We start from the raw sequence: 12,999 nt of genomic DNA, 5'->3' as shown, positions 1-12,999 counted from the left end.
GTACAAAATGCCTGAGATTGCCACGTCGAGGCTTTGCCTCCCGTCGCAATGACGAAAAAACGAAACATTACAGCATAACAATCATCTTTCTCAAATCTTTCGATATATTAATTTATTTTAACTTTATCTTGACAAAAACATTAACATACTTTAGAAACCACGTTTTATTAATTAAAGGAGTAACATTATGGCATCTATATTAAATATAAATTTTAAATGCGTTATGCCTATATTTGGAAATGAAATAGTAAGCAATTTAACGGGTAATATAAGCTACATCATTCATAAATTAAGCGGTACTATATTTTCATCAGTATATAGTACTGTTGAAGGAGCTTTTAAAAAAGGTTATATAGTAGATAATGCACAGTGTAATTGGAAAAACATTAAACAATCTTTCAATGAGTCCCCAAATGATTTTTCAATACTATACCAAGAGTGCAACAATGGTTTAAATACTCCAATAAATAATATTTTTATCGATGCTGAAAATAATTCTCATATACTTTTACAACAAGCCGTAACACCTCATCAAAATGGTACGGCTAGTATTCTTGGTCAACTTTATAAAGTAATAAATGATTATATGTTCTCTCAAGGCAATATCACTGAAACTAGCGGAGTTGATTTCTTAGGTTTAAATGAATGCACTAAAGAAGAAGCTATGAGTGCTTTACAAAACTATAACGCTTATAAAGAAACTTTAATCCCTCGCGAATCGTTTATAAATACTCTTGAAAATACTCTAAATTACTTAGGTCTCTCTTTAGATAATGTCTCTCCTACAGAAATAGGTAAAGATATTTTAGATCAACTCGGTAAAACTTACACTGCCCCTACTACAGAAAGACCTAACGATGATACAAATGACGGTGGATATAGCGGTTCTTATATAGCTGGAGTAGCATTAGGAACATTAGCTGTAGGTACTATCTTAGGGTATTGCATTAAATATGGATGGGATTGCTATAAGGGAAGAAATATAAAAAATGAAAATTTAGATTTAGTAATGAAGAATAAAGAATTAGCATTTGTAGAACTACTACATGAAAATTTTAAGAATAATGCAGTTATATTAGATGAAATTATAAAAATTAATAATTTACATGATATTATAAAACTAGCAAAATCTATTAAGGAATATGAATTCTCAATACTACCACTAACTAATTTAAATAATGAAATTGTAAAATTAAATTCCCCATCCGCTATAGCAATAAACTTAGATTCTTCAAGCGGAATATTGCATGAAATATGTAAGGGTCTTGGCGGTGATGATAGTTTTAATACTATCAGCAACTTTGCACGTTTAATAACAACTATACGAACAGCAAATCCCGAGTCTGAAGAATATAAAGAAAGCATTACAGAAATATTTGAGATATTTAACCCTCATTACACAGATATTGACTATCAAAATTGCGAAATGCCGTTATTAGCCGATGTATCATCACCATATGACTCCTCAGGTATAGAAGCATAGAACATTGTTAGTACCATAACAAACCATCATTGACTTTTTGAAAGTTATACATAAAATGATACTTAGAGTAGCAAAGTGCTATTTCGGGGCGTCAAAACCTTTGCCAAAAGTGAGAACATCTCTCACAAAACTGATGCAATCCTCGGCTTTATTCCGGTCGGGGTCATAATAGTTATGTCCAAGGTTTAAAGCTTAAGCTTAGAACCTAAAGGCTATTATGGCTATCGTTGATGGTTTTCTTACTCCCCCGACCACCAAGAGTTTATTTCTCTTCGGTGGTTGAAACTTGAGCAGTTTAAGTTTAATCAATCGAGAACAAATATGTCTGACCAAAATACTAAAACCATCTCAAGACTCGTCATAGAATTTACTTTAAATGAAAATAAAAAAAATCTAAGAGCCGAAGCAGATTTACTAGAAAGACCTATAACAAAAAGCAATATCGAAAGAATAGAACAACGCTTAGCAGAATTAGAAAAAATATTTAGTAATGATTTATAGTCTTAAAAATATCATCATCTCATTTTTATTAACTACCTACTATAAAAATAAGCACTAAAGATCATTATTAACCATTATGGTAAATAGTGCAAAAATAGCAAAAGACGGTAAGGTTTCTATACCAGTTTCATCATATTAATGTAGAGAGGTAGATGCTTTAAAAGGAGGAAGAACATACATAATCACACCCACCAATATTAGCATGATTACTCCTAGAATAATACCTACTATATTAAATGCATTTATAAAAGTAATATTAACCTCCTTAATTACCTCCTTAATTAATTCGTGAACAAATGAAGGTGGTAGTTATTGAGCAATAATTATTCCTTCACCGATTGAGTCACGAGCTATTTCTGCCATTGATACAGAAACACCGTGAGGGATTACTAGATTGTTACTATATATAAAAGACGTAATACTCACAATAACAGCTATACCTAATACATTACCTAATTCATATGCTGTTTCTTGTAATGCTGCTGCACCTCCGGATCTCTCTGCCGGTACTGCATTCATCATAACTGTTACAGTGGTAGAGAAGCATAGACTACTTCCTATACCAAGCAATCCAAGATATATAGTATTCGATAATAAATCTCTATAGTCTAATATACTAGGTAAAATCAATGATATAGTAGTAAAGATAAGCCCACTAAACATTATTACACGTGCGATAAATCGTGTGAGTAAATATGCCATAACTAAAGATGCAATTAAAGCAAAAACTGCTGCAGGCAACATATAAAGACCTGCATATAAAGGATTTAACCCCTTTGATAAACTGTAACCATAAGGACATAAGATACATTATGGATCCTAAGACACACGTAATCAGCAAATAAACTATTACTCCTATACTAAAATTGCTAATTAAGAATAAACTAACGGATCATCAATTTTAAGTTGGCGTTAGGTAAATATTATTAGTAACACAATGCCAATTAATAGCATTCCGCCGGATGCTAGATTCATAATACCGTATCTACATCTTAATGCCTTGAACTAAAGCTGTCATCCCAAAAAACGATTGAAATACTCGTATCCAATCCCATGGTTCATTACTAGGATTAGATGATTCAGGAATCCAAACTATGCCAAAAGCAATAATTACTAATGCAATAGGTGCATTTATAAAAAATGCAAATTGCCAACTTAAAAGCTCAACCAATACTCCTCCTAGTACTGGTCCTGTAACTCCTACGGTTGCCATTATTCCCCACACGGATATTGCGATCATACGTTCATGTGTATTAGTAAAAATGTTAGGCAATATCGATAAAGTGGAAGGCATCATCACTGATCCTCCTAAAGTAAAGCACGACATAATACTAATCCCCATGAGCTATCAAATACATAAACTAACATTGAAGCGATGGAAAAAACTAAAAGCCCTCAAAGTAATAATCTTTTACGACCAAATCTATCTCCTAATGCACCTGCGGTAATTAGAAGACCTGATAATACTAATACATATGCATTGATTATCCATAATTGTTGTAAATTAGATGGTTTTAAATCAAGGATTATAGTAGGCATAACAGCATGCAAGATTGTAGCATCCATCGATACCAAAAGTAAGCAAATGCTTAAAACAATTAAAATATGTCATCTAAATTTATAAGATATAGATGATTAATTATCTTTAGTGATATATTCAGTTTGCGGAAATTGTAATACCATATGTGATAAGTTATTTAATAAGGGTTTTACTAAATCTATCTTTTTCGAGAACTATGGAACTGTTAACAAGTAATTTAATTAGCTTTAAAATTTATTTTGTTAATAGTCCTAGGTTAAGTTGGTAACATAGTAAGCAAGTCCAAATCAATTAACCATAACACAAGTAAATTTAACATCTAAGCATCACCTAGTATGGAAGTCAAGATTTAATCTTACAAGCACAATAACATAAATAAAATTTGATTTTTCTTTCTCAAACTTATATTTTTATATTTTAATTGGTAAGTTTATAATATGGAAATTTATGTCAAATACAGATAAGGAAAGAGCCATTGCCGCAGCACTCGCACAAATTGAAAAAAGCCACGGTAAAGGTTCGGTAATGAAACTAGGGCAGCGTCCGCATGTTGATATAGAGGCTGTATCGACCGGCTCACTTGGGCTAGATATAGCTCTTGGAATCGGCGGTGTTCCCAAAGGTAGAATCATCGAGATTTTCGGTCCTGAAAGCTCAGGTAAAACCACTCTAACATTGCATTTAATTGCAGAAGCTCAAAAAAAGGGTGGTACATGTGCTTTTATTGATGCCGAGCATGCATTAGACCCTGCTTATGCTAAAAAATTAGGCGTAAATATTGATGAACTTATTATTTCACAGCCCGATACAGGTGAACAAGCCCTAGAAATTGCCGATACGTTAATTCGCTCCGGCGGTATTGATATGATAATAATAGATAGTGTCGCGGCTTTAGTACCGAAATCAGAGATTGAGGGCGAAATGGGTGATGCTCAAATGGCTTCTCAAGCAAGGTTAATGAGCCAGGCTTTGCGTAAACTTACCGCATCAATTAATCGCACCAATTGTATTACTGTTTTCATCAATCAAATCAGAATGAAAATAGGTGTGATGTTCGGTAGTCCTGAAACTACGACAGGCGGTAATGCCTTAAAATTCTATGCTTCTGTTAGGATCGATATAAGAAGAATCGGCTCCATTAAAGATAAAGAAGAAGTAATAGGCAGCCAAACCAAAGTAAAAGTAGTCAAAAATAAAGTATCTCCTCCATTTAAAACTGCAGATTTTGATATAATGTACGGTTCAGGTATTTCAAAAGAAGGCGAGATAATCGACCTTGGAGTTAAGCTTGATATTGTTGAGAAATCCGGCTCTTGGTTTTCCTACAAGAACGTACGTATAGGTCAAGGGCGTGAAAACGTCAAACAATATTTAAAAGAACACCCACAAATTTCCAACGAAATTGAGAAAATAATACGTGAAAAATCATCAAAAATTACTAATATAAATCTTGATCAAACGGAGGAAGAAAATGATTGATTTAACAGGTAAAACTTCCTTAATTACGGGAGCTTCAGGAGGCATAGGCGGAGCTATAGCGAGGTTACTGCACAAACTCGGAAGCCATGTAATTATTAGCGGTAGTAATGAGGAAAAATTAAAATCCCTTGGAAAGGTTGTAAAAGATAATTATACGATAGAAGTATGTAATCTTGCCGATAAGGAAGAATGTAGCAATCTAATATCTAAAGCATCAAAGTTAGATATTTTAGTATGTAATGCCGGTATTACTAGCGATACGCTAGCAATTAGAATGAAAGATGAAGATTTTGACAAAGTTATTGATATTAATTTAAAAGCAAATTTTATTTTAAATCGTGAAGCAATAAAAAAAATGATACAAAACAGGTATGGACGTATTATTAACATATCTTCAATAGTAGGAATTTCAGGTAACCCCGGACAGGCTAATTATTGTGCTTCTAAAGCAGGTTTAATAGGTATGACCAAATCGCTCTCTTACGAAGTTGCAACCAGAGGAATTACGGTTAACGCAGTAGCTCCAGGATTTATTAAATCAGATATGACCGATAAACTAAATGAAAAACAAAGAGAAGCTATAGTACAAAAAATTCCGCTAGGCACTTACGGTATGCCGGAAGACGTGGCAAACGCAGTCGCATTTTTAGCAAGCGATCAGGCATCATATATTACCGGTCAAACTATACATGTAAACGGCGGTATGTTAATGGTATAAAAATTAATAAGGTTATTTTGTGCTAGCATAAAATAATTTTTTGTGTTAAAAGTTCTTTTAAAGATAAAATGCGATGAATATTTTAAATAAGTATTCAATACAGTTAAAATAAAGTCTAATAGCTGAATAACCGCTATTATACGGCATGTAAAATTAAATGATTTATGGAGTTCAAAATTATGAGTACAACGGATAAGATCGAACAGAAAGTTATTGAAATGGTTGCTGAAAAGCTAAATAAAGATAAATCGATAATAACTACGGATTCAAGATTTATAGAAGATTTGAAAGCCGATAGCCTTGATACCGTAGAGTTAATGATGGCAATAGAAGTTGAATATGGTATTGATATCCCTGATGATGAAGCCACTAAAATTAAAACCGTATCCGATGTTATAAAATATATCAAAGAACGCCAATCTTAATCTGCATAAATTAAATCCCTAATAGATAATTAAAAATGTCGAATCAAAGAGTAGTTATTACCGGACTTGGACTTGTTACTCCTGTTGGGCTTAATGTTAGCTCATCTTGGAAAAATATTGTAGATGGAGTAAGCGGTATAAAAACTATTACAGAATTTGACACTTCTAAACTTGCGTGTAAAATTGCCGGACTTATAGATAACTCTGAGAAAGATGGATTCAAACTTGAAAATTTCACACAAGCAGATGACGTTAATAGACTAAGTAAAATGGATAAATTTATCCATTACGGAGTAGCAGCCGTAACCGAAGCAGTTGAAGATAGCGGCTGGTTACCCAACGATGAAAAATCTCGTGATAGAACTGGCTTGATATTAGGTTCAGGAATCGGCGGGCTTAAAATGATCGAAGATACCTCTATCAAACTTTATCAAGCAAATAACGGCAAAGTTAGTCCTTTCTTTATCCCCGCTTCATTAATTAATCTTTTATCCGGTCTTGTTTCTATAAAATACGGTTTTAGCGGTCCAAACCAAGCGGCAGCAACAGCTTGCTCTACAGGGGCACATGCTATAGGCGATGCTATGCGTATGATAAAACACGGCTATGCCGATGTTATGATCGCAGGCGGTGCGGAAGCTCCAGTTACACCTGTCGGAGTTGCAGGTTTCGTTGCTGCTAGAGCATTATGTACTAAATATAACGATAATCCTGAAAAAGCCTCAAGACCTTGGGATAAAGACCGCAGCGGCTTTGTTATGGGTGAAGGAGCAGGCGTTGTAGTCTTAGAAGAATATGAGCATGCCTTAAATCGAGGGGCTAAAATTTACGGTGAAGTTATAGGATACGGCTCTACAGGTGACGCCTATCATATGACAGCTCCACATCCTGAAGGTAGAGGAGCTTATAGAGCTATGAGAGACGCAATGCTAGATGCAACTATCACACCCGATATGATTGATTATATTAATGCACACGGTACTTCTACTACACTTGGTGATGGAATAGAATTAGCAGCCGTACAAAAATTATTTTTAGAAGTGAATCCCAAAGTTTTAATGTCTTCTACTAAATCATCAATAGGACATTTGCTTGGTGCGGCAGGAAGTGTTGAGTTTATCTTTTCAGCTCTTGCAATTAGAGACCAGATTGCACCGCCAACCTTAAACTTAGATAACCCTATGGATGAGGTGAATATAGATTTAGTTGCACTTAAAGCTAAGAAAACTAAGATAGATTACGTGCTTTCCAACTCGTTCGGATTCGGTGGTACTAATGCTAGTTTAGTGATTAAGAGTATATTCGTTTAATTTGAAAAATTGGCACCAAGTCCTATAAGCACTGTGGTACTCACGTATTAAGTATACGTTCCGCTCCTCGTCTTATGGACTCCTTGCGCTTTTCCAAATTAAACTTCATCTACCAACCTTTAACCAATGTCATTCCTGCGAAAGCAGAAATCCAGTAAAACATATAAAAACTTGTTTTTATATGTTTATTCTATCAAATATGTAATATTTTCTAGATTTCTGCTTTCGCAGGAATGACATAAAAACTAGCCAATAATCAACTATGACCCCAATTTATTACATTAAAGACGGTAACTTAAGTTTTGCGGATAAAGTAATTTTATCTGATTTAGAGCTTTATTTGTACAAAGGCGATAAGATTTGTCTTATAGGACGTAACGGCTGCGGGAAATCAAGCTTAATGAAAGTAATATCAGGTGATTATGAGCTAGATAACGGTGAATTATTTCAAGGTCCTTTAGTTACAACCGGTTATTTAAGACAAGATATTTCTATAAAAACTCATCCAACTGTTTATGATTTTGTCTTACAACAAACAGATAGTACAAAAGAAATAGATAAATACCAAACAGATATAATTCTAGAAAAATTACAAATCAACGGAACAGATAATTTATCCACCTATTCAGGCGGTCAACTGAGAAGAGCAAGCCTTGCTAAAGCTCTAATATTAGAGCCGGAAATATTACTACTTGATGAACCGACTAACCATCTAGATATTGCAACAATCGAATGGTTAGAAGAATTTGTTAAATCTTATAACGGTGCTATTATTTGCGTTAGTCATGATAGAACATTCCTCTCAAATGTTACTAATAAAATTTGGTGGCTTGATAGAGGAATTTTACGTAAATCTGATAAAGGATTTAAATTTTTTGATGAATGGCAAACAATTATCATAGACCAAGAAGAAGCCGCTCTTCGGAAATTAAATAAAAAATTATCTCAAGAAAACGAATGGTTAAATTCCAGTGTTACTGCTAGACGTAAGCGGAATCAAAAGAGACTTGCAGATTTGAAAGCTTTAAGAGCAATAACACAAAAACAGACTGCAAAACTAGCTAGTTCAACACAAAGAGTTAGGGCAGAGCTTGCCGGAAATATAGCTAAAAGTAAATTCATTATTGAAGCAGATAATATTACTTTTAGTTATAAAAATACTAAAATTATTGATAATTTTAGCTTTCGTGTAAAAAAAGGCGAGAAAATTGGTATAATCGGTGCAAATGGCGCAGGCAAATCTACCTTTATCAAACTACTAACAAAACAGCTTACCCCTGAAAGCGGCAAAATTATATATGGCGGTAATTTAGATATTTCATATTTTGATCAACATAGAGAAAAACTAGAGCCTAATCATACATTACAACAAACTTTATGTCCTACAGGCGGTGATCAAGTATTTTTGCCAAACAATAAAACCATGCATGTTGCTGGTTATTTAAAACAATTCATGTTTAATCCTAAACTACTTAATGCAAAAACCGCTATTTTATCAGGCGGTGAAGCTAATAGATTATTACTTGCAAAAATTCTAATTAACCCTGGCAATCTGTTAATTTTAGATGAACCGACTAATGACCTCGATATGGATAGTCTGGAAATTTTACTAGATATACTTGCAGATTATTCAGGTACTTTAATAGTCGTGAGCCATGATCGTGACTTTTTAGATAGGTTAATTACTAGAACTTTAGTTTTCGCTCAAGGTAAAATTCATGATTTAACAGGAGGTTATGAAGATTATAAGCAGTATTTTACTACCTCTCCTATAGCCAAAAAAGCTTCAAAACCACTACCACTAACTTCTCAAAAAGAACCTCTAAATAAAAAGCTATCTTATAAATATCAGCGTTTGCTTGAAACATTGCCCAACGATATTGAAAAGCTAGAAATATCCATCAAACACTTAGAAAAAGAACTTAAAGACGTTAATCTATATTTAGATAATCCTCAAAAATATAACCGCATTACTAGCCAATTAATTAATGATAAAAAGAAACTAGACGAGTTATTAAATCAATGGCTAGAAATACAAGATTAATTTTTGTTAAAATTTTCTTGACTTAATTATTAACTTTTGTTAACGTTTCTTGACGTTAATATTAAAGATGATTAGCATGTATGTCTGATATAACAGCTACATTAAAATATAAATTCAATAATTTAAAAGAGTATCTTAAAAATTCTTATTCTCGCTCTCAAATAGAAACGATTCTAAGAGAATTGAGTAGTTTACAAAGCGAAGCAGCTTCATATGGCTTGAATTTTGACATATCCAATCTAAAAGAGAATGCTGAAACTAAGCTCAAGAACTATGAAGTAGAACAATCTATTGAGAAAGCTAGGGCTCAAGAACAAGAATTTCTAAAATCACAAAGAGCAATAAAACTTGCCGAAGAAGAAAAAGAAATTGCACAAAGAATTGCTGCACTTAATAATTTACATAATGAATTTATAAAAAATATTACTAAAGATACTAAAAGAATTGAAGAAAGTAATAAACGTTTAGATAAGATAATAAATAAACTGGAAAAGGAAAACATTATTGATCATAAAGAGTTAAATCGTGAAATATTAACTCATGAAGAAATATTTAAACTAAATCAAACACATAAAGTATTACATGAAAACCATAAAAAAATAACTGAACAACACAAACAAGCACATACAGAATTAAATCAATTAAATACAACAATAACGAATTTATCACAACAATTACAAGAAAAAGGCTTAGCGCCAAAAAAAGTTAAAGAATTAAAAGAAGAATTAGAATTTCACCAAGAAATGCTAAAAATACATAAAGTATGTGTAGAGAAGATTGAAAATAGTAAAAAAATATTAGATCAAGAAATTATTAAACGTGAAAAAGAATACAACATAAATAAAGATAAAATAAAGAAATTAGGAAGTGATATTAAAGAGCGTTATAAAAAAGAACCAGAAAAATATTTAGATGCATATGAAAAATATGTAGTTCTAAGAAATCAGCATAAAGCAATTAAGACAGACGGCGTTGTAAAGGATATAGAGCATCATAATAAAGTACTAAATAAAATTAACGTAGATAAAACTAAATCTTTAGCTAATAAAATCAGAGAACAAACACAAGTAAAAGATACTAATACTGGGAGTTTATATCCTGCTCGTACTCCTAATATTAAAGTTGCAAGTAATAAAACGAGAGGAATTTAACTAAAGGGTAATATTATGTCTAAATTTAAAAATTTAACTCCTGAACAAAGAAAAGCAGCTTTAGAAGCTGCAAAAGTACAATTTGAAGAACAACAGCAACAATATAACGCAATATTTAAAGAAGCTATGCAAGCGAGTAGTCAAATCCACCAATATAATCAAGATTTAGGTGATTGTGTGGATAATGCTTCCAAAGATATCAAGCTTGCCGGTAAAGCTTCTAAAGGCGGATGTGAAATAATATAACATTCTAAAAGCTGTAACTATATAGTTGCAGCTTTTGTATTATTTTGAATTAAGCTCGAAAGGCCTATTGCTTGTATTTTTTCTGACAATTTAAAGCTAATCTCACCTGGAAATATTATATTAATTTGATCAAGTTTTAAATCTTCTAAAGATATTTGTATTGATTTTGTAATGCTTGGTGTATTTGTATATTTAATTTCAAACCCCAAACGTTTTCCATTTTTAAAAATTAAAAGATCTATTTCCGCTCCATTATGAGATGACCAAAAATAACATTCTTCCGGTTCGGCTTTATAATATCTAATAATTTGTTCTAAGGCAAATCCTTCCCATGATGCACCTATTTTAGGATGAGTGCTTAAAGATTCATAATTATTTAAGCCTAATAAAGCGTGATATATTCCACTATCTCTAAAAAAAATTTTTGGAGTCTTAACTTGTCTTTTTTTAAGGTTTTCATACCAAGGCTGCAAAATACGGATCATAAAAGTTCCCTCTAAAATATCTAAATAATGCTTTGCGGTATGATATGAGATAGATAAAGAATTTCCAAGTTCTGAAGCATTAAATATATTAGCGTGATAATGGCAAAGCATTAACCAAAACCTACGTAACTGCATAGACGGAATTGTAAAACCTAAATTTGGTATATCTCTTTCTAAAAATGTTTTAATGTAATTCTGACGCCATAAAGCACTTAACTCTTCATCATCTGCAAGATATGATAAAGGAAATCCACCGCGTATCCATAATTGCTGAGTACCTGACACTTCAGATAAGGTAAACGGTGTCATTTCAATATAACCTATTCTACCTGCTAGTGTTTCAGAACCTTGTTTAATTAAGTCTCTTGATGCACTGCCTAGTACTAAAAATTTAATATCAGTTGTATCAACAAGAACTCTTAAAATAGGGAATAGATTCGGTTTATACTGAATTTCATCAATAATAACAAATCCTTTTAGATCAGACAAAGCAAGCATCGGTTCATTTAACCTTGCTAAATCTAAAGGATTTTCAAGATCAAAAATATTGATTTTAGGAATATTATAAGCTTCTACGAATTGTTTAGAAAGTGTAGTTTTTCCGCACTGCCTTGGTCCTAACAAGGCACAAACTTTATGAGTTTTAAAATGTTTTATTATTGATGAAAGGAATTGTTTTCTAAGCATTTAAATTACCATGAAAATTAGAAACATAACGTCTAATTCTCAGTATAGAAAAAAACGACAAAGTCAAAACGCTTTTTCTCGTTCTGCAACTATAATCGCATGTATTTTTTTAAGCGTCCGATCAAAGTCATCGTTAGTAACTACATAATCATACTCTTCTCAGTATAGAAAAAAAAACGACAAAGTCAAAACGCTTTTTCTCGTTCTGCAACTATAATCGCATGTATTTTTTTAAGCGTCCGATCAAAGTCATCGTTAGTAACTACATAATCATACTCATTAGCATGTGATATTTCGTTTTGTGCCGACTGCATACGTAATTTTATTGCTTCTTCATTATCGGTCGCTCTATTTCTTAAGCGTTGTTCCAATACTTCAATATTAGGAGGCAATACAAATATAGCAACAACATTAGTAGCATTTTTCTTAATACTCCTTGCTCCTTGCCAATCAATATCAAACAAAACATCCAAGCCTTGATTTAATAACATTTCGACATATTCTTTAGGCGTACCGTAATAATTATCGTATATTTTGGCATATTCAAGGAATTTATTCTGCTTAACTAATTCTTCAAACTCTAGACCGGTCTTAAAGTAATAGTTTATGCCCTCTACTTCTCCTAAACGTGGTTTTCTTGTAGTTGCCGAAATAGATAAACGCAAATTATTATCTATTTTCAATAATGCTTTAGCTAAACTCGACTTACCTGTACCTGAAGGGGAAGATAAAATTATAATCAGTCCTTTAAAGTTCCTCGAAAGTTCTACTTCTAGAGGTAATTTAGACGTTGCTGCGGTGCTACGTTCCATGTCTCCTTTAAATTCCTCCCTATAAGCGAATTTCTGAAGAACTCTTTTATTTTTTGTTTTCATATTTTATGTTTTATTGCCTAGGTACAGCATATTTCAGAAAGATTTAGACAAGATG

14 protein-coding genes are annotated in these 12,999 nt (G+C 32.5%); 9 read left to right on the top strand and 5 right to left on the bottom strand.

Annotated elements, in window-relative coordinates:
• Positions 1-187 precede the first annotated feature (187 nt).
• Together AB4K15_RS06580 and AB4K15_RS06575 are read left to right on the top strand one after the other, a co-directional pair.
• A complete protein-coding gene (locus AB4K15_RS06580) occupies positions 188-1,483 on the top strand; it encodes a DUF5460 family protein (RefSeq protein ID WP_500225370.1) in 1,296 nt (431 codons plus the stop codon).
• A gap of 321 nt (positions 1,484-1,804) precedes the next feature.
• A complete protein-coding gene (locus AB4K15_RS06575) occupies positions 1,805-1,984 on the top strand; it encodes a hypothetical protein (RefSeq protein WP_032073573.1) in 180 nt (59 codons plus the stop codon).
• Positions 1,985-2,293: 309 nt separating this feature from the next.
• On the opposite strand, the gene AB4K15_RS06570 is transcribed toward AB4K15_RS06575, so the two are convergent.
• From AB4K15_RS06570 to AB4K15_RS06560, 3 genes are all read right to left on the bottom strand, one after another.
• Positions 2,294-2,728, bottom strand: a complete 435-nt coding sequence (locus AB4K15_RS06570; protein ID WP_500225369.1) for an MFS transporter — start codon at positions 2,726-2,728, stop codon at positions 2,294-2,296.
• Between the two features lie 241 nt (positions 2,729-2,969).
• Positions 2,970-3,311, bottom strand: a complete 342-nt coding sequence (locus tag AB4K15_RS06565) for an MFS transporter (protein WP_500225367.1) — start codon at positions 3,309-3,311, stop codon at positions 2,970-2,972.
• A 68-nt stretch (positions 3,312-3,379) separates the two neighbouring features.
• Positions 3,380-3,550 (bottom strand): hypothetical protein, encoded by a 171-nt coding sequence (locus tag AB4K15_RS06560; protein ID WP_500225365.1) that lies wholly within the window; start codon positions 3,548-3,550, stop codon positions 3,380-3,382.
• 421 nt (positions 3,551-3,971) lie between these two features.
• On the opposite strand from AB4K15_RS06560, the gene recA reads away from it, so the two are divergent.
• From recA to AB4K15_RS06525, 7 genes are all read left to right on the top strand, one after another.
• Positions 3,972-5,003: a recombinase RecA gene (recA, locus tag AB4K15_RS06555; RefSeq protein WP_032073574.1), complete on the top strand. Its 1,032-nt coding sequence runs from the start codon at positions 3,972-3,974 to the stop codon at positions 5,001-5,003.
• A complete protein-coding gene (fabG, locus tag AB4K15_RS06550; RefSeq protein WP_032073575.1) occupies positions 4,996-5,721 on the top strand; it encodes a 3-oxoacyl-ACP reductase FabG in 726 nt (241 codons plus the stop codon). Before recA ends, fabG begins: the two co-directional genes overlap by 8 nt.
• A 164-nt stretch (positions 5,722-5,885) precedes the next feature.
• A complete protein-coding gene (gene acpP / locus AB4K15_RS06545) occupies positions 5,886-6,146 on the top strand; it encodes an acyl carrier protein (RefSeq protein WP_008579292.1) in 261 nt (86 codons plus the stop codon).
• Between the two features lie 35 nt (positions 6,147-6,181).
• Complete coding sequence (gene fabF, locus AB4K15_RS06540; protein WP_032073576.1) at positions 6,182-7,456, top strand: beta-ketoacyl-ACP synthase II; 1,275 nt, start codon at positions 6,182-6,184, stop codon at positions 7,454-7,456.
• A 262-nt stretch (positions 7,457-7,718) separates the two neighbouring features.
• Complete coding sequence (locus tag AB4K15_RS06535) at positions 7,719-9,500, top strand: ABC-F family ATP-binding cassette domain-containing protein (RefSeq protein WP_500225769.1); 1,782 nt, start codon at positions 7,719-7,721, stop codon at positions 9,498-9,500.
• 80 nt (positions 9,501-9,580) lie between these two features.
• Positions 9,581-10,651, top strand: coding sequence for an actin-based motility regulator RoaM (roaM, locus tag AB4K15_RS06530; RefSeq protein WP_500225361.1), 1,071 nt, complete (start codon positions 9,581-9,583; stop codon positions 10,649-10,651).
• A gap of 15 nt (positions 10,652-10,666) precedes the next feature.
• Positions 10,667-10,897: a hypothetical protein gene (locus tag AB4K15_RS06525; protein ID WP_032073606.1), complete on the top strand. Its 231-nt coding sequence runs from the start codon at positions 10,667-10,669 to the stop codon at positions 10,895-10,897.
• A gap of 17 nt (positions 10,898-10,914) precedes the next feature.
• On the opposite strand, the gene AB4K15_RS06520 is transcribed toward AB4K15_RS06525, so the two are convergent.
• Positions 10,915-12,069 carry an ATP-binding protein gene (locus tag AB4K15_RS06520; RefSeq protein ID WP_032073607.1) on the bottom strand — a complete coding sequence of 385 codons (1,155 nt, stop codon included), beginning with the start codon at positions 12,067-12,069 and terminating at the stop codon, positions 10,915-10,917.
• A gap of 185 nt (positions 12,070-12,254) precedes the next feature.
• The gene (gene gmk, locus AB4K15_RS06515) at positions 12,255-12,944 is read right to left on the bottom strand and encodes a guanylate kinase (RefSeq protein WP_500225358.1); all 690 of its coding nucleotides are present in this window, start codon (positions 12,942-12,944) and stop codon (positions 12,255-12,257) included.
• Positions 12,945-12,999: the final 55 nt, after the last annotated feature.

The sequence above is a fragment of the Rickettsia aeschlimannii genome, assembly GCF_047973405.1.
GTDB classification, from domain to species: Bacteria; Pseudomonadota; Alphaproteobacteria; order Rickettsiales; family Rickettsiaceae; genus Rickettsia; species Rickettsia rickettsii.
Note: the sequence above shows the minus strand (reverse complement) of the source record. Positions and strands in the feature narration are given on the sequence as shown.